Origin of the sequence: Bacillus sp. BML-BC051 (genome assembly GCF_019656175.1) — a bacterium.
Taxonomy (GTDB): Bacteria; Bacillota; Bacilli; order Bacillales; family Bacillaceae_G; genus Bacillus_A; species Bacillus_A mobilis.
Window position 1 is genome coordinate 178,025 of sequence record NZ_BPLI01000009.1, and the last position, 26,116, is coordinate 204,140.

General features: G+C 35.9%; 26 protein-coding genes and 1 tRNA gene. 21 read left to right on the forward strand and 6 right to left on the reverse strand.

The genetic code is table 11. The features are described from left to right. Positions 1–127: 127 nt before the first annotated feature. Positions 128–835, forward strand: a complete 708-nt coding sequence (locus K5S59_RS03415; RefSeq protein ID WP_097843968.1) for a tRNA (adenine(22)-N(1))-methyltransferase — start codon at positions 128–130, stop codon at positions 833–835. Beyond that, positions 832–1,953: a Nif3-like dinuclear metal center hexameric protein gene (locus tag K5S59_RS03420; protein ID WP_212981790.1), complete on the forward strand. Its 1,122-nt coding sequence runs from the start codon at positions 832–834 to the stop codon at positions 1,951–1,953. Before K5S59_RS03415 ends, K5S59_RS03420 begins: the two co-directional genes overlap by 4 nt. A 40-nt stretch (positions 1,954–1,993) precedes the next feature. Here K5S59_RS03420 and K5S59_RS03425 read toward each other — a convergent pair whose 3' ends face one another. Together K5S59_RS03425 and vrrA are read right to left on the reverse strand one after the other, a co-directional pair. Continuing rightward, positions 1,994–2,944 (reverse strand): 4-hydroxy-3-methylbut-2-enyl diphosphate reductase, encoded by a 951-nt coding sequence (locus K5S59_RS03425; protein ID WP_000706672.1) that lies wholly within the window; start codon positions 2,942–2,944, stop codon positions 1,994–1,996. A gap of 89 nt (positions 2,945–3,033) precedes the next feature. Next, entirely contained in the window at positions 3,034–3,789 is a 756-nt protein-coding gene (gene vrrA / locus K5S59_RS03430) for a VrrA/YqfQ family protein (protein WP_120450873.1), read from the reverse strand. Positions 3,790–3,969: 180 nt separating this feature from the next. Here vrrA and K5S59_RS03435 point away from each other — a divergent pair, with 180 nt between their 5' ends. Beyond that, on the forward strand, positions 3,970–5,280 hold the full coding sequence (locus tag K5S59_RS03435) for a DEAD/DEAH box helicase (protein ID WP_000194013.1): 1,311 nt from the start codon (positions 3,970–3,972) through the stop codon (positions 5,278–5,280). Positions 5,281–5,471: 191 nt separating this feature from the next. Next, complete coding sequence (locus K5S59_RS03440) at positions 5,472–6,368, forward strand: deoxyribonuclease IV (RefSeq protein ID WP_000912459.1); 897 nt, start codon at positions 5,472–5,474, stop codon at positions 6,366–6,368. Between the two features lie 26 nt (positions 6,369–6,394). Here the strand turns inward: K5S59_RS03440 and K5S59_RS03445 are convergent, their stop codons facing one another. Beyond that, positions 6,395–6,649 (reverse strand): DUF2624 domain-containing protein, encoded by a 255-nt coding sequence (locus K5S59_RS03445; RefSeq protein ID WP_001048965.1) that lies wholly within the window; start codon positions 6,647–6,649, stop codon positions 6,395–6,397. A 149-nt stretch (positions 6,650–6,798) separates the two neighbouring features. Here K5S59_RS03445 and K5S59_RS03450 point away from each other — a divergent pair, with 149 nt between their 5' ends. From K5S59_RS03450 to K5S59_RS03465, 4 genes are all read left to right on the forward strand, one after another. Then, positions 6,799–7,677: a YitT family protein gene (locus K5S59_RS03450; protein WP_000435956.1), complete on the forward strand. Its 879-nt coding sequence runs from the start codon at positions 6,799–6,801 to the stop codon at positions 7,675–7,677. A 394-nt stretch (positions 7,678–8,071) separates the two neighbouring features. After that, positions 8,072–8,842, forward strand: a complete 771-nt coding sequence (locus tag K5S59_RS03455) for a metal ABC transporter ATP-binding protein (RefSeq protein ID WP_001059655.1) — start codon at positions 8,072–8,074, stop codon at positions 8,840–8,842. Continuing rightward, positions 8,842–9,675, forward strand: coding sequence for a metal ABC transporter permease (locus K5S59_RS03460; protein WP_000613828.1), 834 nt, complete (start codon positions 8,842–8,844; stop codon positions 9,673–9,675). Before K5S59_RS03455 ends, K5S59_RS03460 begins: the two co-directional genes overlap by 1 nt. Before the next feature lie 13 nt (positions 9,676–9,688). Next, positions 9,689–10,102: a Fur family transcriptional regulator gene (locus K5S59_RS03465; RefSeq protein ID WP_001054512.1), complete on the forward strand. Its 414-nt coding sequence runs from the start codon at positions 9,689–9,691 to the stop codon at positions 10,100–10,102. An 81-nt stretch (positions 10,103–10,183) separates the two neighbouring features. Here K5S59_RS03465 and ispG read toward each other — a convergent pair whose 3' ends face one another. The 3 genes from ispG to K5S59_RS03480 all read right to left on the reverse strand — a co-directional run bounded on the left by ispG (position 10,184) and on the right by K5S59_RS03480 (position 12,660). Further along, the gene (gene ispG / locus K5S59_RS03470) at positions 10,184–11,293 is read right to left on the reverse strand and encodes a flavodoxin-dependent (E)-4-hydroxy-3-methylbut-2-enyl-diphosphate synthase (protein ID WP_162937156.1); all 1,110 of its coding nucleotides are present in this window, start codon (positions 11,291–11,293) and stop codon (positions 10,184–10,186) included. 164 nt (positions 11,294–11,457) lie between these two features. Next, entirely contained in the window at positions 11,458–11,829 is a 372-nt protein-coding gene (locus tag K5S59_RS03475) for a hypothetical protein (protein WP_000825411.1), read from the reverse strand. A 72-nt stretch (positions 11,830–11,901) separates the two neighbouring features. Continuing rightward, entirely contained in the window at positions 11,902–12,660 is a 759-nt protein-coding gene (locus tag K5S59_RS03480) for a DUF1189 domain-containing protein (protein ID WP_000021904.1), read from the reverse strand. Positions 12,661–12,902: 242 nt separating this feature from the next. Here K5S59_RS03480 and K5S59_RS03485 point away from each other — a divergent pair. The 13 genes from K5S59_RS03485 to K5S59_RS03545 all read left to right on the forward strand — a co-directional run bounded on the left by K5S59_RS03485 (position 12,903) and on the right by K5S59_RS03545 (position 26,104). Then, positions 12,903–12,976 (forward strand) — tRNA-Ile (locus K5S59_RS03485). Between the two features lie 221 nt (positions 12,977–13,197). Beyond that, positions 13,198–13,809 (forward strand): superoxide dismutase [Mn], encoded by a 612-nt coding sequence (gene sodA / locus K5S59_RS03490; protein WP_001052034.1) that lies wholly within the window; start codon positions 13,198–13,200, stop codon positions 13,807–13,809. A 118-nt stretch (positions 13,810–13,927) separates the two neighbouring features. Then, positions 13,928–15,205, forward strand: a complete 1,278-nt coding sequence (locus K5S59_RS03495) for an MFS transporter (RefSeq protein WP_061677338.1) — start codon at positions 13,928–13,930, stop codon at positions 15,203–15,205. A 109-nt stretch (positions 15,206–15,314) separates the two neighbouring features. Next, positions 15,315–17,441 carry a peptidoglycan D,D-transpeptidase FtsI family protein gene (locus K5S59_RS03500; protein ID WP_000039004.1) on the forward strand — a complete coding sequence of 709 codons (2,127 nt, stop codon included), beginning with the start codon at positions 15,315–15,317 and terminating at the stop codon, positions 17,439–17,441. 292 nt (positions 17,442–17,733) lie between these two features. Next, complete coding sequence (gene phoX / locus K5S59_RS03505) at positions 17,734–18,651, forward strand: phosphate ABC transporter substrate-binding protein PhoX (protein WP_000871270.1); 918 nt, start codon at positions 17,734–17,736, stop codon at positions 18,649–18,651. 27 nt (positions 18,652–18,678) lie between these two features. Beyond that, positions 18,679–19,629, forward strand: coding sequence for a phosphate ABC transporter permease subunit PstC (pstC, locus tag K5S59_RS03510; RefSeq protein WP_000940909.1), 951 nt, complete (start codon positions 18,679–18,681; stop codon positions 19,627–19,629). 1 nt (position 19,630) lies between these two features. After that, a complete protein-coding gene (pstA, locus tag K5S59_RS03515) occupies positions 19,631–20,497 on the forward strand; it encodes a phosphate ABC transporter permease PstA (protein ID WP_001242554.1) in 867 nt (288 codons plus the stop codon). A 28-nt stretch (positions 20,498–20,525) separates the two neighbouring features. Continuing rightward, positions 20,526–21,341 (forward strand): phosphate ABC transporter ATP-binding protein, encoded by an 816-nt coding sequence (gene pstB / locus K5S59_RS03520; protein WP_000226681.1) that lies wholly within the window; start codon positions 20,526–20,528, stop codon positions 21,339–21,341. A gap of 163 nt (positions 21,342–21,504) precedes the next feature. Then, the gene (phoU, locus tag K5S59_RS03525; RefSeq protein WP_033656402.1) at positions 21,505–22,161 is read left to right on the forward strand and encodes a phosphate signaling complex protein PhoU; all 657 of its coding nucleotides are present in this window, start codon (positions 21,505–21,507) and stop codon (positions 22,159–22,161) included. Positions 22,162–22,541: 380 nt separating this feature from the next. After that, positions 22,542–24,896 (forward strand): sugar phosphate nucleotidyltransferase, encoded by a 2,355-nt coding sequence (locus tag K5S59_RS03530; protein ID WP_000679320.1) that lies wholly within the window; start codon positions 22,542–22,544, stop codon positions 24,894–24,896. A 69-nt stretch (positions 24,897–24,965) separates the two neighbouring features. Then, positions 24,966–25,115: a 50S ribosomal protein L33 gene (rpmG, locus tag K5S59_RS03535; RefSeq protein WP_001265616.1), complete on the forward strand. Its 150-nt coding sequence runs from the start codon at positions 24,966–24,968 to the stop codon at positions 25,113–25,115. A 106-nt stretch (positions 25,116–25,221) separates the two neighbouring features. Next, a complete protein-coding gene (locus K5S59_RS03540) occupies positions 25,222–25,800 on the forward strand; it encodes a 5-formyltetrahydrofolate cyclo-ligase (RefSeq protein WP_001206415.1) in 579 nt (192 codons plus the stop codon). Between the two features lie 103 nt (positions 25,801–25,903). Then, entirely contained in the window at positions 25,904–26,104 is a 201-nt protein-coding gene (locus tag K5S59_RS03545; RefSeq protein WP_000253699.1) for a YqgQ family protein, read from the forward strand. Positions 26,105–26,116: the final 12 nt, after the last annotated feature.

Consider the following 26,116-nt stretch of genomic DNA (forward strand, 5'->3'; position numbering starts at 1 on the left):
TGTTTTTCTATATTTTCTAAAATACGATGAGTGATAGAGAAGTGAATTGTTGTTATGGGCTTGCAACAACTACTACAAATTCATTATCATGGAGACAGACTGACAAGAGAAGGAGTAATGGAAATACATGAATGAAGTAAAGCTTTCAAAACGATTAGAAGAAGTTGTGCGTGAAATACCAGTAGGATCTACAGTTGCTGATATTGGATCGGATCATGCGTATTTACCGTGTTATACAATTATAAATAATATTGCTACAAAAGCAGTTGCAGGAGAGGTTGTAGATGGACCATTTCGCTCTGCACAAGCAACTGTAGCTGAAAGTGGCTTACAAGATAAAGTGGATGTGCGTAAAGGGAATGGATTAGCTGTTATCGCGCCAGGAGAAGTGGATGTAATTACGGTTGCCGGAATGGGCGGAGCGTTAATTCGTGACATTTTAGAAAGTGGTAAAGAAAAATTAGAAGGTGTAACGCGTTTAATTTTACAACCGAATATTGCAGCGCATCACATCCGTGAATGGTTTATTGAAAATGGATGGGAGCTTATCCATGAAAAAATCGTAAAAGAAGATGGGAAAATTTACGAGATCTTAGTAGGAGAGCGTGGAAACATCGTAATGCCTTACTCTGAAAATAAGCAAGCTGAATTGTTTATGGGTCCATTTTTAATAAAAGAAAAAGGTGAAGCTTTCGTTGAGAAATGGGAAGGAGAATTAAAAAACTTCCAAAATATTTTAAAACAGTTAGAGCGTGCGGCTGATTCTGAAGAAACAAAAGCGAAACGTGCAGAAGTAGAAGCGAAAATGAAAATGATAGGGGAGATTTTATCATGAGTAAAATTCCAAATGGCTATGAAATTATTTCTTTATTTGAAAGTATGTATCCTAAGCATTTGGCGATGGAAGGAGATAAAATTGGTCTGCAGATTGGAGCGCTTAATAAATCTGTACAGCACGTATTGATTGCGTTAGATGTAACGGAGGAAGTGGTGGAGGAAGCGATTCAATTAGGAGCGAATGTCATTATTGCGCATCATCCTTTGATTTTTAATCCGTTAAAAGCGATTCATACAGATAAAGCGTACGGAAGAATTATTGAAACGTGTATTAAAAATGATATTGCTATTTATGCAGCGCATACAAATGTGGATGTTGCCAAGGGCGGGGTAAATGATTTACTTGCTGAGGCGTTAGGATTGCAAAATACAGAAGTTTTGGCACCGACATATGCAGAAGAAATGAAAAAAGTTGTTGTGTTTGTGCCAGTAACTCATGCAGAAGAAGTACGAAAAGCATTAGGAGACGCAGGTGCTGGTCATATCGGCAATTATAGCCACTGTACGTTTAGTAGCGAGGGTACAGGTACGTTTGTACCTCAAGAGGGGACAAATCCTTATATCGGGGAAACTGGACAGTTAGAGCGCGTAGAAGAAGTGCGAATCGAAACGATTATTCCAGCTTCACTACAGCGAAAAGTGATTAAAGCAATGGTAACAGCACATCCGTATGAAGAAGTAGCGTATGATGTGTATCCACTTGATAACAAAGGCGAAACATTAGGGCTTGGGAAAATAGGATACTTACAAGAAGAAATGACACTTGGACAGTTTGCAGAACATGTAAAGCAATCATTAGATGTAAAGGGTGCACGAGTTGTTGGGAAATTAGATGATAAAGTGCGCAAAGTAGCTGTACTTGGTGGCGATGGTAATAAATACATCAATCAAGCTAAATTTAAAGGAGCGGATGTATATGTAACAGGTGACATGTATTATCATGTTGCTCATGATGCGATGATGCTCGGTTTAAATATAGTTGACCCAGGACATAACGTTGAAAAGGTAATGAAGCAAGGTGTGCAAAAGCAATTACAAAAAAAAGTGGATGCAAAGAAACTCAATGTACACATTCATGCTTCGCAATTACATACAGATCCATTTACATTTGTATAAGAAAAATAAAAACCGTTGCTCATATAGGCAACGGTTTTTATTATTGTTCTTTTTTCACTTTTACACGAGGTAATATTTTTTGTAACGGTACTTTTCGGACTCTCTCCCATGTAGCGGGATTCATTGGGTCATATTGATCTAAGAAAGCGATAACTTCTTTCGTAATTGGAGTTGGAGTAGAAGCCCCTGCTGTAACAGCTACGTTTTCTACACCTTGTAGCCACTCTAATTTAATCTCACTTACGTCTGCAACGCGGTATGCTTTCGTACCAGCGATTTCTTGTGATACTTGTGCTAAACGGTTTGAGTTGTTACTTTTCGGATCACCGACAACAATTGTTAAGTCTGCAACATCAGCTTGTTTAGCGACCGCTTCTTGGCGCACTTGAGTTGCTAAACAAATTTCCTTATGGAATTCTGCTGTTGGGAATTTCTTCTGAATGTCCTCCATTAAATGCTGAACATCCCATTGGCTCATCGTTGTTTGATTTGTAACTAAAATTTTATCCGTTGGAATTTCTAATGTTTTTAAATCATCAGCTCTTTCGATAAGGTGAACGATGTCAGGTGCAATACCAACTGCGCCTTCTGGTTCTGGATGATTTTTTTTGCCGATATAAATGACATGGTAACCTTCAGCTTTCTTTGCTTCAATAAGGTCATGTGTTTTTGTAACATCTGGACAAGTGGCATCGATTGTCGTTAAACCTTTTTCTTTTGCACGTTGTTTAACTTCTGGAGAAACACCGTGTGCAGTGAAAATAACAGTACCAGATTCGATTTTATCTAAAATGTCTAATCGACTTGGACCGTCTAATGTAATGATGCCATCTTCTTCGAATGCATCTGTTACATGTTTGTTGTGAACAATCATACCTAAAATATAAATAGGTCTTGGTAATGATGTATCTAATGCGGCGTTACGTGCAATAACCATCGCGTCCACAACACCGTAGCAATAACCACGAGGGGAAATTTTAACAATTTTCATATGAGTAATCCTCTCCTTCTAAACAAGGGATACTTTTGTGCATAGTCTTTTACATTATAAAGGAGGAGTGGATAGAAAACAAAGGATTGTTACACATATAGTTTTGGTTTTGTTGCTATTTTTTGAACAGGCTCCTCTCGTAATTCTTTTTCTATGACAGGCTCAATCACTATTTTTTTTCTTTTTCTTTTTTTTTGTGGAGGAGGCGGAGTTGCTACTTCAACTTTTTCTGCTATGTCTTCAGCTTGATCTTCAGTTGGATTTTCATCCGTACTTTTTCCAGAGGTGAGGATTTTAACAATGCTTGGTAGGTTACGCATAATAGGACCGTACTGTTCGACGACAGGGCTTACAGATTGAACGACTTGGGATACTTTCTCAATATTGTTTATCATATTAGTTGGATTCGAAATTAAATTCGCAAAAAAACTGCCGATGCCGCTACTTGCTGCTGTAGTTGCTGTACCACCGCGCGTTTCATTTGATTCATACATTTGAGGGGGAATCATTTGCTCTGGATGTTGCTGCATGTATGGTTGATATTGTTGTGAGTATTGTTGTGAGTATTGTTGTGAGTATTGCTGCGGGTATTGTTGTTGGTATTGTTGTTGATATTGGGGGGGCGGTTGCTGGTGCTGGTGCATCATTGGCGGCGGTCCTTCCATTTGTCGATAAGGTGGAACCATTTGCATGAAAGGCTCGGTTGGATCGTGTTTTTTAAAGAGTTTAGCAAGGAACCCTTTCTTTTTTTGTGCCATCGGTGGTAGCTGTGGAGTTGGATATGGTGTATAAGGTTGCTGTCCTGGATTCGGATACATTTGCCTTGTAGGGGATTTTGGAAACATGTGAGAAATCCTCCTTTCTTCAGTTAGGTATATACACATACAATATGCAATAAGAGGGAAGAAGGTTAGTTTTTGAAGGAAAAACCTAAACTAAAGATGGATTTTACTTGTAGATTTCGATATAATGTAGACTTGACTGATTTGTGCGCGCAGTAGAAATTTAGAAAGAAGGTGTAACTTATGACACAACAAACTTTTACACAGTATGATTTTAAACCATTTTTAATAGATGCAGTTCGTGAACTACGCTTTACAGAGCCGACAGGAATTCAAAAGAAAATTTTCCCGGTCGTGAAAAAAGGTGTAAGTGTAATTGGACAATCCCAAACAGGTTCTGGGAAAACACATGCATACTTACTTCCTACATTGAACAGAATTAATGCAAGTCGTGAAGAAGTACAACTTGTTATTACAGCGCCTACTCGTGAGTTAGCACAACAAATTTACGAAGAAATCGTGAAATTAACAAAGTTTTGTGCGGAAGATCAAATGATTACAGCACGCTGTTTAATTGGTGGAACTGATAAACAACGATCAATTGAAAAGTTGAAAAAACAACCTCATATTGTAGTTGGAACACCAGGACGTATTAAAGATTTAGTAGAAGAGCAAGCGCTATTTGTTCATAAAGCAAATACGATTATTGTCGATGAAGCAGACTTAATGCTTGATATGGGATTCATTCATGATGTAGACAAAATTGCAGCACGCATGCCTAGAAACTTGCAAATGCTAGTTTTCTCTGCAACAATTCCTCAAAAACTAAAACCGTTTCTGAAGAAATATATGGAGAATCCAGAGCATATTCATATCAATCCAAAACAAGTTGCGGCTGGGAATATTGAACATTATTTAGTACCTTCTAAACATCGTAACAAAATCGATTTAGTGAACAAAATGTTGCTACAATTTAAACCGTATTTAGCAGTTGTTTTCACGAATACGAAGAAGATGGCGGATCAGGTTGCTGACGGATTAATGGAACGTGGTTTAAAAGTTGGACGAATTCACGGAGATTTATCACCGCGTGATCGTAAAAAAATGATGAAACAGATTCGTGACCTTGAATTCCAATATATTGTTGCAACTGATTTAGCAGCACGTGGTATTGATATTGAAGGAATTAGTCATGTTATTAACTACGAACTTCCATCAGACTTAGATTTCTTCGTTCACCGTGTTGGAAGAACAGCACGTGCAGGGCATTCAGGTATTGCAGTGACGATTTATGATCCAGCAAACGAAGAAGCGTTAGATAGTTTAGAAAAACAACGTCATATTGAGTTCAAGCATGTAGATTTACGCGGAGATGAGTGGGCGGATTTAGGTGAACGTCGTCGTCGTAAGAGCCGTAAGAAACCAAATGATGAGCTTGACGTTATGGCAACAAAAGTTATTAAAAAGCCGAAAAAAGTAAAACCAAACTATAAACGTAAACTTGCAACAGAACGTGATAAAGTGAAGAAAAAATATAGCAATAAAAAAAGATAAGGGGAGCCCCCTTATCTTTTTTTATCTGGCTATTTGCGGGATAATAATCAGTGGGGACTGGAAAAAACACTGATTAAAGTTTCGTTGTAGCTAGTTACAATTTGCGTAGTGTTTTAGGAACAAACAATTCACTACATATTTCTACAAATTATGCTATCATTATATCTATTGTATATTGAAGAGGTGATTGTATGTTAAAGATTGGATCTCATGTTTCCATGAGTGGTAAGAAAATGTTATTAGCAGCAAGTGAAGAGGCTGTTTCATACGGTGCAACGACGTTTATGATTTATACAGGTGCGCCGCAAAATACACGAAGAAAACCAATTGAAGAATTGAATATAGAAGCAGGAAGAAAACATATGGAACTAAACGGTATTGAGGAAATTATCGTACATGCGCCATATATTATTAATGTTGGGAATACGACGAAGCCAGAAACATTCCAATTAGGTGTAGACTTCCTTCGCATGGAAATTGAAAGAACATCGGCATTAGGTGTGGCGAAACAAATCGTTCTTCACCCAGGTGCGCACGTTGGGGCAGGAGCGGATGCTGGTATTCAACAAATTATTAAAGGGCTTAATGAAGTGTTAACGCCAGAACAGACGGTTAACATTGCGTTAGAAACAATGGCAGGAAAAGGAACAGAATGCGGTCGTAGCTTTGAAGAAATTGCAAAGATTATTGATGGTGTAAAATATAATGAGAAATTATCAGTATGCTTTGATACGTGTCATACGCACGATGCAGGATATGATATTGTAAATGATTTTGACGGCGTATTAAACGAATTCGATAAGATTGTTGGTATTGATCGTTTGCAGGTACTTCATATTAATGATAGTAAAAATGTACGCGGTGCAGGAAAGGACCGTCATGAAAATATCGGCTTCGGTCATATCGGTTATAAAGCATTACATCATATTGTGCATCATCCGCAGTTAATGCACGTACCAAAAATTCTTGAAACGCCATATGTAGGTGAAGATAAAAAAGATAAGAAGCCACCATATAAATTAGAAATCGAAATGCTGAAAAATGGTACTTTTGATGAAGGAATTCTTGAGAAAATTAAAGCGCAATAAGCAATAAGGAGGGGATTTTCCCCTCCTTATTTTAGTAGTTGTTGAAATAAGGTATTTACTTGTTGGGCAGTAGCGGGGGAGGTTACTTTTGCTATTTGTTTTAAGAGCTCTAGTCGTTCGTCATTATCGTAAATGTTAATATTCTTTCCTTTCATAAGTAAAACAATTTGATCAGCTTGGGCAGTCGTAATAGAGACTTCATATTCTTTACTATATTTCAATAACTCTTTTGTAGAAATATGATTTAATTTTTTATTTACAAGTTGTTTAATGAGATTCATCGAGTTATCCTCCTTCACACGTTCTTCTATCGAAATATATGAGTACGTAGCTTGTACATATTCGTATAGAGTTTCTTTTTTCATGTGAAAAAGAAGCGTATGTTATAATATAAGGACAAAACTATAGAAAAAGAGTATAGGGAGGATTTATGGAGCAGAAGCAACATCGAAAAGAAAGCGTTATCCATCTTATTTATCGTTTAGTTATGATTATTTTTGGAGCAGCATGCGCAGCGGTAGCGATTGAACTATTTTTAATGCCAAATAAAATTATTGACGGTGGAATTATTGGTATTTCTCTTATATTAGATTATCTTACTCCTAATATTTGGTGGTTAAGTTTCTCTACTTTAGTCGTTATTCTCAATATCCCATTTATGTATTCAGGTTATAAGCAAATCGGGAAAACGTTCATGCTATCTTCGGCGTTCGGTATTGTAGCTTTAGCGTTTATTGAATCAACGTTACATGCTGTTCCGCCATTTACAACAGAGCCAATTTTAGCAACAGTGTTTGGTGGTCTTATTTTAGGTATTGGTGTAGGGCTCGTTATTCGCCATGGTGGATCAATGGACGGAACAGAAATTATGGGTATTTTATTAACGAAGAAATTACCTTTCTCTGTTGGCGAATTTGTAATGTTTGTGAACTTATTCATTTTTGCATGGGCAGCATTTGTATTTGGTGTTGAACAAGCTATGTATTCTGTTATGACGTACTATATTGCATTCAAAACAATTGATACAGTCATTCAAGGTTTAGATGAAACGAAAGCAGTTTTAATTGTATCAGATCAATATGAAGAAGTATCAAATGCGATTTTACATCGTCTTGGTCGTGGAACTACAAAGCTTGTAGCAAAAGGTGGTTACACGGATAAAGAAAAAGAAGTTATTTATGCAGTTGTAACGCGTCTGGAAGTGACAAAGCTAAAATCAATTGTGTATGAAATTGATGCGAATGCATTTGTTACGATTATGAGTACGCAAGAGACAAATGGTGGTAAGTTTAAATCGGCTATTCACTAAAATACGTATCCCGCTATTTGAGGGTAAATAATCAGTAGGGGATGGCCTCATCTGATTAAGGTTTCATTTTATCCCGCGTTAACGGACAGTAAACTCCCACCTCAAAATTCAGTTGGAGCAAAGAAGTTAGGTGGGAGATCAACTGTCCGTTAACGTCCGATTAGTTCAACTAATAATCAGTGGGGGATGAAGAAAACCCCCACTGATTAAAGTTTCACTTTATAGGAATATTTTTCGAAAGCAGAGAATTTTTCTCTGCTTTTTGTTATAATAGTAAGGTTTCTTGAAAAAATTGATATATTTTAGGCAGATTGGTTTACAACTATAATAAGCTGTACTATAATTCAAATAGATATAAATCGGAATCATTCTGAATTAAAATAGGTGAGATGCTATGAATAATATATTAGAAATAGAAGGATTGTCGTTTCGATATGAAGATCGAAATGTGTTAGAAGATATTAATTTGCAAGTTCCGAAGGGAGCTTTTTTAGGTTTAGTTGGGCCAAATGGTTCTGGGAAATCAACTTTGTTAAAATGTTTATTAGGCGTTTTAAAGCCAAAACAGGGAAGTATTCGTTTGTTTGGTGTTGATAGTAAGAAGTTTAAAGAATGGAACAAAGTTGGTTATGTGTCGCAAAAGGCAAATAGCTTTAATTCTGGTTTTCCGGCAACTGTTTTTGAAGTTGTATCAATGGGACTCGTTTCGAAAAAAGGGCTGTTTCGCTTTTTCACGAAAAGCGATAAGGAAAAGGTAGAAAAAGCGATTGCTGATGTAGGGATGAGTGAGTTTCAAGGGCGCAATATCGGAGAGCTTTCTGGTGGACAACAACAGCGTGTATTTATTGCTCGTGCGCTCGTTAGTGATCCTGAATTACTTATTTTGGACGAGCCCACTGTTGGAATTGATGTGAAGAATGTAGAAAGTTTTTATGAGATATTAGAGGATTTAAACAAAAGGTTAGGAATCACATTAATTCTCGTTACTCATGATATGGGAGCTGTTACGGAAAAGGTAACACATGTTGCATGCTTAAACCAACATCTACATTTTCATGGAAATGTAGAGAAGTTCCGAGAGTTAGAAGATGCAGAAATGTCCGTCTTATATGGACATCATGTTCATCGTTTAGAGCACGAGCATGAGCATCACGGGAGGATATAATGATACAAGATTTTTTACAATATGACTTTTTACGTAACTCTTTATATGCAGGAATTTTAATAGGACTTGTTGCACCGCTTATCGGTGTGTTTGTTGTCATTCGCCGTATGTCGCTTATTGCGGATGCATTAAGTCACGTGACATTATCGGGTATTGCTGCAAGTTTACTACTAGAAAAAACAATTTTTACAGGAGGATTTTTAAATCCTTTATATATGGGGATGGTTTTTTCTATTGGTGGGGCGTTACTAATTGAAAAATTACGTACTGTATATAAACATTATCAAGAATTAGCAATTCCGATTATTCTTTCAGCAGGAATGGGGATTGGGGTTATTTTTATATCACTTGCAAATGGATTTAACACAGATTTATTTAGTTATTTATTTGGGAGTGTAAGTGCTGTAACAAGTACGGATTTAATCATTATTGGCATTGTAGCAATTGTTGTTATTGTAACGATTACTTTATTATACAAAGAGTTATTTTTACTATCGTTTGATGAAGAATACGCTGTATCAACTGGTTTGAGTGCAAAGTGGATTCACTTCATTTTCATTATATTGGTTGCTCTTGTCATTGCAGTATCAATGCGTGTAGTAGGGGTTCTTCTCGTATCATCATTAATGACATTACCAGTTGCAGCAAGTATTCGTATTGCAAATGGATTTAAACAAACAATTTTCTTTTCCATTTTATTTGGTGAAATTGCAGTAATTGGTGGAATGTTTGCTTCATATCAACTTAATCTAGCACCAGGTGGTACAATTGTTATGATAGCAGTTCTTATTTTAATTGGTGCGATTTTATGGAAAAAGAAAAAAACTGCATAAAGTAGGGATAGATATGAATCTAACAGAAGCTTTACGCCTAATGAAAGATAAAGGATACAAACATACTGGGAAAAGAGAAGAAATGCTCAGGTTATTTGCAGCTCACAATCGTTATTTAACGGCGAAAGACGTTTTAGAGCATATGAAGGATGATTATCCGGGTCTTAGCTTTGATACGATTTATCGTAACTTAACGGTGTTTGCTGAAATCGGTGTTTTAGAACAAACGGAATTAAATGGTGAAAAACATTTTCGTTTTACATGTTCTATTATGGAGCATCATCATCATTTTATTTGTTTAGATTGTGGGGGAACGAAAGAGATTACTTCCTGCCCGATGGATTTTATGAATAAAGATTTTAACGGTTATGAAGTAACAGGTCATAAGTTTGAAATATACGGTCGTTGTCCAAAATGTGCAAAGTAAAAGCTCGTCAGTTATATAACTGACGAGCTTTTTTTACGTAGAAAAGAAGGTTGCTCACAAATATTGTGGGCAACCTTCTTTTTATTGTTCTTGTGTTTCTTTTTCTTTTTCTTTTTCTCGTTCAGCAGCCATTTCAGCAGCGATTACGTCGATTTCTTTTTTCAGTTCTTCTACCATGATTTCTTCTGGTACTTTACGAACAACTTGCCCTTTACGGAATAATAATCCTTCTCCACGTGCGCCGGCAATACCGATATCAGCTTCACGAGCTTCACCAGGACCATTTACAGCGCAACCAAGTACTGCAACTTTAATTGGTACTTTTAGTGTAGAGATGTATTCTTCTACCTCGTTAGCGATGTTAATTAAATCAATTTCAATACGACCGCAAGTTGGACAAGAAATAAGTGTTGCTGCATTAGATGCAAGACCGAATGACTTTAATAGTTCACGGGCAACTTTTACTTCTTCAACTGGGTCAGCACTTAATGAAATACGTAGTGTATTTCCGATGCCTTTATTTAAGATTGCTCCAAGACCAGCGGCACTTTTTACAGTTCCGGCAAATAATGTTCCAGATTCTGTAATACCTAAATGTAATGGATAATCAAAAGCACGTGCAGCTTTTTCGTATGCTTCAATTGCTAAATTAACATCAGAGGCTTTCATAGATACGATAATATCGTGGAAATCTAAGTCCTCTAAAATTTTAATGTGATGTAAGGCACTCTCGACCATACCATCTGCAGTTGGGTATCCGTACTTTTCTAAGATGTGACGCTCTAATGAACCTGCGTTTACACCGATACGGATTGGAATACCGCGTTCTTTTGCTGCATTTACAACAGCTTCTACTTTATGGCGACGACCAATGTTACCTGGATTGATACGTACTTTATCAATGCCACCTTCAATTGCTTTTAAAGCAAGGCGATAATCAAAATGAATATCAGCAACAAGTGGAATGTTGATTTGTTTTTTAATATCAGCAATAGCATTTGCTGCGCGTTCGTCTGGAACAGCAACACGCACGACTTGACAGCCAGCTTCTTCTAAACGTTTAATTTCAGCAACTGTTGCTTCAACATCATGTGTTTTTGTTGTTGTCATACTTTGTATAATTAATTCATTATTACCGCCAATTGTTAAATTACCGACTTTAACTGGACGTGTTTTTGTACGATGAGTCATTTCATTCACGAATAGATCGCTCTCCTTATGAAAGAAGTTTCTTATTTAGTCCCTCATATCAATGATAGTATACGTGATACAGGGCTATAGAAACCGAAGTGCTCGGTTTCACTTTTACTATTGTATCAGCGCCTTTATGTAATTGACAAGGATTAAGTGATCGCTTATTGATATAACGGGAATTTATAAGACTTTCCAATTTGTATTTTTGTAGCAGATGTATTTTTATTTAATTGTTTAAAATCATCAATTACTTTTTCGATAGAAGGAATTTTCTTCTTATTAATCGCTTCTGTAATGGAAAGAACCGTATCACCTGTTTTGACTTCTATTGTTTTATAAGTGACATCTGTTTCTTTTTTTGTTTCTGTTTTGTTCTCTTTATTTTGTTTTGTATCTGTACTTTCTTGTTTTAACGTTTGGGCCGCATTAGTTTTTTTATATGAACTTAACATCGGTAAAGTGCCGATTTTTATATCGTAATAAAATATATAACCAAGAACAAGCACGAATAAGAATATACCTAATCTCTTCATATTCTTCACTCCTTTGCTAGGAATATATGCTTGTCCAAAAAAAAAATGCCTATTTAGGCATTTTTTTCGTTCTTATTTTTCTTTCGGTTTTGGAACTTCTTTAATCGTTAAGTATAGAACAATTAAAACAACTGCGATATAAATGAATGTTGAACCAGGTACAACGATTTTGAATAAATCCATAATCATAAAGAAGATTGTTGGAATTGTGTAGCTGTAAGCAGTTAATGTCCATACTTGCTTATAAGATAATTTACGTTGACCGCTCATAGCAGAACCTATAAACGCAAGTAAAGTAATTCCTAAGAAAGTAATAAATAATTGGAATAGGTATACTAACACACCGATAACGGCTAGTAAAATTGGATAAATACTATCGAATACAGAAATAAAATCTTGCAAATCTTTCTTCTCAAGAGATGTCCCTAATAAATCATTATAGGAGTATGTTTGTGTTTGACCATTTCCTATAGAAACTACTTTATCTTTTAAAATAAATAAACCAGTTTTATTTTGATATTGTTCTATATCTGTTGTATTGGGATCAAATACGAAAAGAGCATCTCCCTCTTCCTTTTGAATAGGTTGTTCAATATCAGCTTTTAGTTCACCATTTTCGATTTTGAAATCAGGTAAATCTTTTTCAATAGCTTGATTTACCATAGTAACACTATCTTGGATAAAGCTACCGTAAAAGAATGTTCTTGGAATAGTAGTGATTAGACAAAGTAGCATAATATACAAAATGGTTTTTCCGATTTTTTGAAAACGGAATAGCGCCATATCTTTAGGCGAATATACGCTTTTTGCTAATTGGGTAAATATGGACATAGATTCACTTCCTTTATGTATGTATAAAATCATTGTAACGTAGGAATCTAGAGAATCTCAAGATATATTATATTTACATATAGTAGAGATAACTAAATTTCTTTTTATTAATTTTCTTCTTTCACATGAGAAAAATACAATTGACACTTTTCTTTTCTATATGGTAAATTTATCTTACATTTCTTAAAGGATATATCCGATAGGAATTCCTTTATTTGATATATTGTTACATACATAATTGTGGACCCTTAGCTCAGCTGGTTAGAGCAGACGGCTCATAACCGTCCGGTCGTAGGTTCGAGTCCTACAGGGTCCATATCCATTTCACATGTTTATTACGTCAGTAGGAAGCTTCCTTGTAGAAGGGAGCTTTTTTTACGGAATATATGAGCATTTTAATTGAAAAGAAGTGGGAATTTTGCTACGTTAATGATAGCAAGACAATGTGATTTATTTGTTTGCACCCTATGGCAATTAGGGTAGAATGAAGTTGTATGTCACTTAAGTGGCAATACATAAACTGGGAGGAATATAACAATGGCAAAACACGAATTACCAAATTTACCTTACGCGTATGATGCTTTAGAGCCTCACTTTGACAAAGAAACAATGAACATCCATCATACAAAACACCATAACACGTACATTACAAACTTAAACGCTGCTTTAGAAGGTCATGCAGAATTAGCTGACAAAAGCGTAGAAGAATTAGTTGCAAACTTAAACGAAGTACCAGAAGCAATCCGTACAGCAGTACGTAACAATGGTGGCGGACATGCTAACCATACATTCTTCTGGACAATCTTATCTCCAAACGGCGGCGGACAACCAGTAGGCGAACTTGCAACTGCAATTGAAGCGAAATTCGGTAGCTTCGATGCATTCAAAGAAGAATTCGCAAAAGCTGGCGCAACTCGTTTCGGTTCTGGTTGGGCTTGGTTAGTAGTAAACAATGGTGAGTTAGAAGTAACAAGCACACCAAACCAAGATTCTCCTCTAACTGAAGGTAAAACTCCAGTTGTTGGTTTAGATGTTTGGGAACATGCTTATTACCTAAATTACCAAAACCGTCGTCCGGACTACATCGGTGCATTCTGGAACGTTGTAGATTGGAACGCTGCTGAAAAACGTTACCAAGAAGCAAAATAATTGTAATAACGATAGAAAAAAGCTAGGAGAATGCTCCTAGCTTTTTTTCTATGCTTTCCTTTTACATAATTGGGCTTGTCTTTGGAAGACTAGAACATGAAGTAAAGGAGAGTTGTGTATGAAGTTGAAACATATAATTGGTGACGTTGAAGTTAATCGGGATTTAGTGTTATTGCTCCTTATTGGAGGCTTATACACGCTCGCAATTTCTTTATCGAATACGTTTGTTAATATTTATTTATGGAAACAAACACAAAATTATGTGAATCTTGGCTTGTATAATTTGGCCAGCGTTGTATTACAGCCTCTCACATTTCTTATAGGTGGGAAATTAGCGAAACGTATTGATCGCTCAATCTTGTTACGAATAGGCGTAGGCACGTTAGCAATTTTTTTTATCGTTGTTTTAGTAGCGGGAAAAAGCGCTTCTCACTATATTTTATTAATGGGGGCTCTTTTAGGAGTCGGATATGGTTTTTACTGGCTCGCGTTTAACTTATTAACATTTGAGATTACAGAACCAGAAACAAGAGATTTCTTTAATGGGTTTCTTGGACTTCTTACATCCTTCTCTGGCATGATTGGACCGATAGCAGCTGGATACACAATTTCACGTATGGAAAAATGGAGTGGCTATACAGTCATATTCTTTCTTTCGTTACTGTTATTTGCAATTGCTGTCATTTTAAGCTTTTTTGTATCTAAGAGAGAATGTGAAGGACGGTATGAAATTGTACAAGTATTGAAAGAGCGGCAGATTGATAAAAATTGGGGGAGAATTACACGTGCTCATTTTTTTCAAGGGCTGAGAGAGGGAACATTTATTTTTGTGATTTCCGTGTACGTGTATTTAGCAACTGACAGTGAGCTCGCATTAGGGAAGTATAGCTTAGTAAATTCGGCTGTATCATTTGTGTGTTACTATTTAGTTACTCGTATGTTAAAGAAAGAATGGCGAAAAAAAGCAATTTTGCTTGGAGGCATTATTTTATATGCTGTCGTATTTTTAGTTATATTCAATGTTACATACGCCAAATTACTTATTTATGCAGCGTGTATTGCGATTGCATACCCCATTTTGCTCGTTCCGTACGGGTCCATGACATATGATGTAATTGGCAGAGCGAAAAATGCGAGAGAGTGGCGTGTAGAGTATGTAGTTGTCCGGGAATTATGGTTAAATGCAGGAAGAATTTGCTCGATTTTAAGTTTTTTATGTGCTGTACTATTCTTTCCGCCTGAAAAAAGTTTACCTTACTTATTATGTATTTTAGGTGCAGGACATTTTCTTATTTATTTTGCAGTTAAAAATGTCAAATATGATGAGGGAAATGCGAGTAAAACAAGTGTTGTAACGCAAGCGACTGCGCAGAATCAAACAGAACCAGAAGGTTAACTTCTCGGTTGTTTTATGCTAGAATAGAAAAAGATGTAAGACAGCAGTGAGGACACCTGTATGAAGGTGTCCCTTTCACATTACATAGCTGTTGGTAGAGGGGGTTTGTATGAGCAAGAAGCAGAAACAACAAAAGAAAAAGACTCACGTTCCTTTTCGGTTAAACGTGCTGTTTTTCTGCGTGTTTTTAATGTTCTCCGCGGTTATTGTAAGGCTTGGTTATGTACAAATTGTTCGCGGTGAGGAATATAAGAATGAAGTGGAGAGGAAAGAAAACTCGACGATAAGTAATCCTGTACCACGTGGGAAAATATTTGACCGTTATGGGCGAGCTGTAGTAGATAATGCAGCTGTACGTACGATTACATTTACAAAAATGAAAGGATCAACTGCAGAGGCTCGCTTAGAAACAGCGGAAAAACTAGCAGATTTGATTGAAGTACCGACAGATAAATTAACAGATCGCGATAAAAAAGATTATTGGCTTGCTATGCATAAAGAGGAAGCTAAAGAAAAAATTACAAATAAAGATCGTCAAGAGTTAAAAGATAAAAAAATTGACGATAAAGAATTAGATGAGCGTCAACGAAATCGCGTGACAGAAGAAGAAGTGAATCAATTATCCGCAAAAGATTTAGAAGTGCTAGCAATTAAAAGCAAAATGGACGGCGGATATGCGATGACGCCACAAGTCATTAAAAAGGATGCTACAGAACAAGAATACGCGATTATTAGTGAAAATCTAGCAGCATTACCGGGCGTAGATACGAATGTTGATTGGGATCGAAAGTATATTTATGATGATTTATTCCGAAGTGTACTTGGCGGGGTGTCAACGTCTGATGAAGGTTTACCTAGAGAAAGACTAGATTACTATCTTGTTCGTGATTATAATCGAAATGACCGCGTAGGAAAAAGTTATCTTGAGCAGCAATATGAAGATAGTTTGCACGGTAATAAAGCAGAAGTGAAAAATATTACAGATAAAAACGGTAATATTTTAGAAACGATTAATGTATCAAAAGGACAAAGTGGTAATAATCTGAATTTAACAATTGATATGGAATTACAAAAGCGTGTAGAAGAAATTATCACTAAAAATTTATTGAGATATAAAGGGGGACAACCTCTTTTAGATCGTGCATTCGTTGTAATGATGAATCCAAAAAATGGTGAAGTTTTATCTATGGCAGGGAAACAGTTAGTGGAAGAAAATGGCGAAACGAAAGTGCAAGATTTCGCATTAGGAACGATGACAAGCTCTTATCCGATGGGATCAACTGTAAAAGGTGCGACAGTACTTACAGGATATCAAACAAATGCGATTCAACCAGGTTCAGTTCAACTCGATGAGCCAATCGTATTGAAAGGAACGCCGAAAAAATCTTCTTGGAAGACGATGGGATATATTAATGATCTGACAGCATTAAAAATGTCTTCTAACGTATATATGTTTAAAACAGCGATGAATATCGCAGGTGTTCCATATGTGAGAGGTGGTACGTTAGATATACCACAAAAAGCATTTGATACGATGCGTTATTATTTCGGACAGTTTGGACTTGGCGTAAAAACCGGTATTGATTTACCGAATGAATCTGCGGGTCAAACAGGTAAAGGAACTCAGCCAGGTTTCCTATTAGATTTATCAATTGGACAATATGATACGTATACACCACTTCAATTAGCACAATATGTTTCGACAATTGCAAATGGTGGTTATCGTATGCAGCCGCAAGTTGTAAAAGAAATTCGTCAACCGGCAGTGAAACCAGACGAAGTTGGAAAAGTGGTTCATTCAATGGAACCGAAAGTACTAAATCGTATTGATATGCCTGAATCACAAATTAAACGCGTTCAGGAAGGATTTAGACAAGTATTTAATGAGTCTGGTGGTACAGCTGCGAAATACTTTGCAGGTGCACCATATAAAGCTGCTGGTAAAACAGGTACAGCCCAAACTGTGTATGGCGGAGATAAAGAGATTGGTAGAAATGCAAAAAATGAACGTAAAGAGACATATAACTTAACGTTAGTAGGTTATGCGCCACTTGAAGACCCTGAAGTAGCATTTTCTGTTGTTGTACCTTGGGTAGATGATAAATCAGGTATTAACGGTTATATTAGCCGTGACATTATGGATGCGTACTTTGATTTGAAAAAAATAGAAAATGGCGAAGCTACACAAGAGGAAATAGATAAGAAAAATAAAAATAAAAAGCAAGATGATGAATAAAAAAGTTGTAAAAAAGCACACTATCTGAAATGATAGTGTGCTTTTTTTTATGGTTCATGCATACGTTTTAATAAAGTGGACAAGCATATCATATCGGAAAATCAAGGGCCTCATACATGATACTTATCATCAGTGAAGATGAACAATGGCTACGGATTGAATTTTTACTTAATGTTGATTCTTGTGGAACTTTACAAAACTTTTACAAACAATTAAAACCGAATTAATAGTTTAGCAGTATTCTTATATCTGTAATCCTGTTATTTCCGGTTACTTCTAGGAGGAAGAACACGTGAAATGGATAAGTGCATCGATTAAAGTTTTCATGCTGTCGACATGTTTCCTTTATGTTGGCACGTCTACTGCATTTGCTGCGAATGAAATGGGAGAAGTGAGAGTTGATGGATCCTCAACAGTTTTTCCTATTATAGAAGCGGTAGCGGAGGAATATACAAAGGTGCATCCAAACGTGAAAATTTCCATCAGTGTTTCTGGAACAGGAGGAGGATTTAATCGTTTCAGCAAAGGAGAAGTAGATATAAATAATGCTTCGAGAGCAATGAAACAAGTAGAAGAAAATGAAATGAAGAAAAACTCCATTCAGTTTACACCGTTTGAAGTCGCTTACGATGGCCTTACGATTGTTGTGAATCGCCAAAATACTTGGGTAGACAATATGACGGTAGACGAGTTACGTCTATTATGGAGTGAAGATGGAAGCGAAAAGCGATGGTCACAAATTCATTCATCATGGCCACGTGAACAGGTGAAGTTTTATGCACCAGGTGTAGACTCTGGTACGTATGATTATTTTCAAAATGTCATCTTACAAAATAGTCGCATTGTTAAAAAAGTCTCTTTGTCTGAAGATGATCAAGTTATTATGCAAGGGGTAATGAATGATAAAAATGCCATTGCTTTTGTAGGATATGCTTATTATATGGCCAATCGAGATAAGGTGAGAGCAATAAAAGTGAATGGTGTACTTCCGACGAAAGATACTATTCAATCAGGTAAGTATAAGCCATTATCTAGGCCGCTATTCGCTTATGTGAATGATGCATCTATCCGAAATAAAATGAATGTAGCAAATTATATTGAGTTTATGATTCAACATGTAGGTAATCTTGCTGAAGAGGTTGGATATGTAAAATTACCAAAAGAAAAATACAATGAACAGCTGCGGATGTTAACAGAAATAAAAAGGTAATGTCAGGGTGGAAAGGGGTTTTCATCTTTGGCTCATAATGACAAAAGTCAAATTACATTTTCTGTGCAACATTTGATTGAAAGAAATACAAAACAAAGAAAAAAAACGCAGCGAATCAATCGAATCGTTCCATTATTACTAAAAATAATTGCTAGCGTGTCTATTGTAACGACACTTGGAATTATTTTCACATTGGCAAATGAAACATTGATGTTTTTTCAAAAAATACCATTACTCTCCTTTTTGACGGGAAAAGAATGGTTACCTTTTTTTGAAGATCCTAAATTCGGTATATTACCACTTATATGTGGAACGTTCCTTGTAACAGTAATTGCCATGCTCGTCGCAATTCCTATCGGTTTAGCCTGTGCCGTATTTTTAAGCGAATATGCTTCAAACGGTGCAAGGAAAGTATTAAAACCGATGTTAGAACTATTAGCAGGTATCCCGACAATTGTATATGGTTTTTTTGCATTAACAGTTGTCACACCGCTTTTACAACGGATTATACCAGATTTACAGTTTTTTAATGCGATTAGTCCAGGTATTGTTATTGGCTTTATGATGATACCTACAATTGCATCTCTATCTGAAGACGCGATGAGAGCTGTAGCGAAAGGAACGAAAGAAGCTTCGTTAGCACTTGGAGCAACTCGGTTTGAGATGGTAAAACAAGTCGTGTTTCCTTCGGCTTTTACAGGGATTATGGCAGCGGTCATATTGGCTGCTTCCAGAGCAATTGGTGAAACGATGATCGTTGTAATTGCAGCGGGATCTACACCGAATGTATCGCTCGATCCGACACACTCTATTCAAACGCTAACAGCCTATATTGTGCAAGTGAGTTTAGGTGATGCTCCGCATGGAACAATTACTTATTACAGCATGTATGCTGTAGGCGCAACTTTATTCTTATTTACTTTTATCATGAACATCATTTCGCAGTCTATTATGCGCCGCTTTAGGAGGGTGACATAATATGCGAATGTTGAATCATAAAAAAATACAAAAAAATATGGCAGCACGCTTTTTAAAAGACCGAGTTTACAAATTATTATTTTATATAGCAATTTTATTTTCAATAGTAATACTGCTTATTTTACTTTTTCAAATTTTTGAAAAAGGTATAAGTTACCTTTCGTTAGATTTCTTTATAAACTTCGCTTCGCGTAATCCGAAAGAAGCTGGGATTGCTGCAGCTTTGTCAGGAACAATATTATTTATGAGTATTGTTATACCAGTCTCCTTTATATTTGGAGTCGGGACTGCTCTTTATTTAGAGCAATATGCGAAGGAATCTATATTTAAAAAGGTAATAGAAATTAATAATCAAACGTTAGCAGGAGTACCTTCCGTTGTATTTGGATTACTCGGCTTAACTATTTTTGTATATGCTCTTCATTTAGGGGAGAGTATTATTGCGGCGGCACTGACGATGAGTTTACTCGTTTTACCGACAGTTGTTGTAGCGAGTCAAGAAGCGATACGATCTGTGCCAAGCTCATTATTAGAAGCTTCTTACGGATTAGGTGCTACGAAGTGGCAAACGATGTATCAAATTGTATTGCCATATGCTTTCCCAGGAATTATAACGGGTTGTACGTTAGCGATCTCAAGAGCGATTGGAGAAGCGGCACCGTTATTAGTTATCGGGGCACTTGCATTTGCAAATTATGTTCCATTTAGTATGTTTGATAGATTTACAGTTTTACCAATTCAAATTTTTAATTGGATGAGTAGGCCGCAAGAAGAATTTCAGTATGTAGCAGCTGCTGGGATGATTGTTTTGTTAGGTTTGTTGCTCTTTATCAATATATTTGTCTTATGGTTACGAAATCGAAAATAAGTTGGAAATGGATGAAAGGGGAATTCAAATGGTAGCAACAGTAGTAAATGTACAGGTGAAAAACGAGGAGAAAATCGAGACTGCACCAAAGAAAGTAGTATTTGATACGAAAAATTTAAATTTATGGTACGGAGAAGACCATGCTTTAAAAGATATTAACTTAAGCATTCATGAGAATGAAGTTACAGCAATTATCGGGCCAAGTGGTTGTGGTAAATCAACGTACTTAAAAACATTAAATCGTATGGTAGAGTTAGTACCGATCGTGCGAACTACAGGTGTAATTGAATATAGAGAACGCAATATATTTGATAAATCATACCCAGTTGAAGAATTAAGAACTCATGTAGGAATGGTGTTCCAAAAGCCAAATCCATTTCCAAAGTCTATTTATGAAAATGTAGCATATGGACCGAAAATCCATGGTATTCGTGATAAGAAAACATTAGATGAAATTGTTGAAAAAAGTTTACGTGGAGCAGCGATTTGGGATGAATTAAAAGATCGTTTGCATGATAATGCATACGGTTTATCTGGTGGACAGCAACAGCGTCTATGTATCGCACGTTGTTTAGCGATTGAACCAGACGTTATTTTAATGGATGAGCCAACATCGGCACTAGATCCAATTTCAACATTAAAAGTAGAAGAATTAATTCAAGAGTTAAAGAAAGACTTTAGTATCGTTATCGTAACGCATAACATGCAACAAGCAGCACGTATTTCAGACAAAACTGCTTTCTTCTTAAGTGGAGAAGTTGTGGAGTATACAGATACAAATAAATTATTTACGACACCTTCAGATAAGCGTACAGAAGATTATATTACAGGCCGATTCGGTTGATATCGTTGCAAGGATAAGAGTAAATACCCTCTTAACAGAGGGTATTTCTTATTTTGCTGAGAAGGAATACTTCTCCTATTTTAAGGCTGATTACAGAGATAAGAGGCCTTAAAATAGGAGATTTATATATATAATGGCACATAATATTGAGGGGGAAGAAACAATGGTAAGAGAACAGTTTCAATGTGATTTAAAAACGTTACAGCAAAAGGTGATTGAGCTTGGAGAGCTAGCGAGGGAAGCTTTATTGCTTGCTATGGAGGGTCTTCATAAAAGGGATGTAGAGAAAGCGTTAGAGGTAATAGATGGTGATTATCGTATGGATAATTTAGAAGAGGAAATAAATGATCTTGCGCTTATGCTTATTACGAAGCAGCAACCTGTAGCAAGTGATTTAAGAAGGATTTTCATTTCAATTAAAACAGCGACAGATTTAGAGCGTATTGCAGATCATGCCGTTAATATTGCGAAATCAACAATTCGTCTTGGGGAAAAAGAAGTGGTTGTTAGTTTGCACAATCTTGATGAAATGTTTGCAATTGCAGATAAAATGTTACAGTTAGCATTGGAAGCATATGAGCAAGAAAATTTAACTTTTGCGAAACAAATTGCCGAAATGGATGATTCAGTTGATGAAATATATGGGAAAGCGATTCGTGAATTTATATCTTCAGTTCCAGAACAACCAGAAGCAATTACACAAATTACACAATTATCCTTTGTAGCGAGATATATCGAGCGTGTAGCAGATCATATTACAAATATTGCTGAAAATGTTTTTTATTTAGTAAAAGGAAAGCATTACTTATTAAATGAATAAAGAAAAAAGGCAGGTGAAACATCACCTGCTTTTTTTAGTCAAAACATGACAAAAAAAGCTCGTTGTTTCCTTTAGTTTATGATGATAAGATGTATCATAATATAATGGAAAAAATAGGACATATATGTTATTCATTTCATAAGTAATATTTTACTGAGTTAATGGTAAGCGCTTTCTTTCGTGTTGTTTAAAAGGTACATGTATATAGGGTATTTTACTGTCTGTAAAAGCCTGATTGGTCAGGGCTAATAATCAGTGGGAGATGCAGCAAAATCCCTATTAATTAAAGTTTCATTTTATACTGCTAGTTAATGCGGGGTAGATAATATACATATCGTATATGAAGTTACTGAACATTATATAAGTGGAGGCTGAAGTATATGAAGGGGGTTATTTTAGCTGGAGGAAAAGGACGACGCCTTAGACCATTAACATGTAATACTCCAAAACCAATGTTACCATTATTAGAAAAGCCAGTTTTGGAATACAATATTGAATTATTACGTCAGCATGGTATTCGTGAAATTGCAATTACTGTTCAGTATATGAGCACAGCTATTAAGCAATATTTTGGTGACGGTAGCAAATGGGGCGTCAATTTGTACTACTTTGAAGATTCTCCACCGCTTGGAACCGCAGGGAGTATTAAACAAGCGGAAACATTCTTAGATGAAACGTTTGTTGTGATAAGTGGGGATGCGTTAACTGATTTTCAATTATCAGAAGGAATTACGTTTCATGAACAAAAGAAAAGAATGGTAACTATGTTTGTAAAGGAAGTAGAAAACCCACTCTCATTTGGTTTAGTTGTAATGAACAAAGAACAAGAGGTTACACGATATATAGAAAAACCGAGTTGGAATGAAGTAGTCTCTAATATTGTGAATACAGGTATATATATTATGGAGCCAGAAATTTTTTCTTACATACCGCCCCAAGAATTTTTTGATTTCAGTCAAGATGTTTTTCCATTATTGGCAAATAAGAACGCATTATTTGCATATTTGTCAGAAGGCTATTGGTTAGATATCGGTACATTTGATCAATATCGACAAGCACAATTTGATTTGTTAACGAAAAAATTACAAGTACCTATTCCTTATACGGAAGTATTGCCGATGGTATGGATGGGGGAAGGTGTGGCGATTGGAAAAGGAACGAAAATTCACGGTCCTTCTTTTATTGGAGAAGGAGCAAAGATTGGTGCTGGAGCTGTAATTGAGCCGTACTCCATTATCGGTAAAAATAGTATTATTTCAAGTTATTCTCATCTTCAAAAAAGTATTGTTTTTGCAAATGCGCACATTGGGCAGTATTGCGAGCTATTAGAAACGACAATAGGAGAGCATACAATGGTGGAAGATGACGTTACACTGTTTCAAAAAAGCATTGTAGCGGATCATTGTCATATAGGGAAAAGTACGGTAATTAAGCAAAAGGGAAAACTATGGCCATATAAGGCGATTGACAGCTATTCGGTAGTAGGATCGGCTGGTGTTCAAGAAAGTGAAAAGAGTGCAGGGTGGTTGCAAAAAAGCCGCATTGTAGGAAGAGGTAATGTTGAGATCACTCCTCAATTTATTGTGAAGGTTGCGATGGCGTATGGATCTCTTTTTGCTAAAGGAGAAAGTATATTAATCGGGAGTCAAGAACATATAGAAACGACTTCTTATAAAAATCTCTTTCTTCATGCGATTCATGGTATCGGGGTTCATACAATGGAATGCAAAGAAATGAACGAGTCGCTTTTTCAGTATAGTATTCAGGATTTGCAATGTGCAGGTGGGGTTTTCATTCAAGTGGAAAATGAAAAAGAGGTTGTAATAAAGTTGTATGGTAAGGATGGGGTACAATTAACGTATAAGCAGCAAAAAGCGATAGAACAAGTATATATGTCTGAGTCGTTTTATTACGTATGTGAGAAGGAAATGGGACGGAATAAGCTAGTCCACGTTTCTTTACATGATTATATAGAGGCTGTATTAGAACGCATTGATATTGAAAAAATACAAAAACAGAAGTTTCACCTTCTTATTAATAAAAGAAATGATATGTTACAACATTTACTTATGCTCTTTTTACAAAGGCTCGGATGCACAGTTACATGGATTTATGCAGGTGAACAAAAGGATCATGTGAAAGCCTTGATGAAATCAAGTAAAGCAAATATGGCACTTATGTTTTCTGAGCAAGGAAATTATTTCGAGTTATATGATAATCATAGTAATATTTACCAAGGTACAGATTTTGAGGAGGTAGATATTCCGGATTTATTGCTTGAATCGACAGGAAATATTTACCCAATGTCTTTGAAATTAGGAGAATGTTACCTTCTATTTTATACGCAGGATGAAAAGAAGTCATTTCAAGCGAGATGGAAGAGAGATATTTTATATCGAATAGGAAAATTATTTGAGCTAATAGCATTGCAGGGAAAAACATTTCTCAGCATAGTAGAGCAATCGCCTCCCCTTTATTTACTGTGTGATGAAGTTGTATGTTCATGGAATGAAAAAGGGAAAGTAATGAGGAAATTATTAGCTGATATGGAAAGGAAAGAAGAAGGTATATTTGAAGGAGTACAGTTCAAATATACCGAAAAAGAGTGGTCTTATATCGTTTCTGACACAAAACAACCGAAATTTTTAGTGTATTCGCATGCTAGAAACCCAGTAATAGCAAGGGAAAACATGAAAAATCTTATAGAAAAAATTAGACAATATCAAAAGGTGTAGAATTTTTATTTTAAAAGTGGTATTATAGTATAGTCTGATTTAAGTTATTAGTACTGGAGGGAAATAAGAATGCGTGTGAATATTACTCTAGCATGTACAGAATGCGGAGATCGTAACTATATCTCAAAGAAAAACAAACGTAACAACGCTGAGCGTATCGAGCTTAAAAAGTATTGCAAGCGTGACAAGAAGTCTACGTTACACCGTGAAACAAAGTAAGCAGTAGGAATATTTTCCTACTGTTTCTTTTTTTTTATTCGATTCCTCTGTTAAAAGTGATACACTATCATCGTAGAGAAAAGTATCACTTTGAGGGGGAAAATGTGTGAGAGAAGAGAAACTACGTTTACGTAAACAAATAATAGAGCACATGAATTCTTTATCAGAAGAACGGTATACAACTTTATCAGAACAAATTGCATTCTCGTTGTATGCACAAAAAGAGTGGGCTGAAGCTAAAACAATCGGAATCACTCTCTCAATGGAAAATGAAGTGAATACATATCCTATTATCGAAAAAGCTTGGGAAGAGGGAAAGAGAGTTGTTGTCCCGAAGTGTAATAAAGGAACACGAACAATGTCCTTCCGACAAATTAGTAATTTTGATCAATTGGAAACAGTGTATATGAATTTACGTGAACCAATTCCAGCGCTTACGGAAGAAGTGGATGCAGATGAAATCGATCTTCAAATCGTACCAGGCGTAGCTTATACAGGGCGAGGAGAACGGATTGGATATGGCGGTGGCTATTATGATCGTTATCTCGTGCATTATAAAGGGAAAACGCTATCATTAGCTTATAGTTTTCAAATGGTAGAACATATTCCGGTAGAGCCGTTTGATAAAAATGTAGAAAAAATTATTACAGAAAAAGGAACAATGGTTAAAAATGGGCTTGTATAGACAAATAAAAATTGACGAGACTTTTTCTTCTTGATTATAATAAAATATGTGAACGTTTTCTTATTATAATTTTTTATAGTAAGTGAGCATAGAGGGTGATGAAATGGTATCTATTTATGATATTCAGCAATTGCTAAAGAAATTTGGTACGATTATTTATACGGGTGATCGAATTGCAGATTTACAATTAATGCAAGATGAATTGCGTGAATTAAATCAATCACAGCTAATCGATCCACAAGACTATCAAACAGCTTTATTTTTATTGAAGCAAGAAATTCAAAAAGAGCTAAATAAGAATTAGATAAAGGTAGGT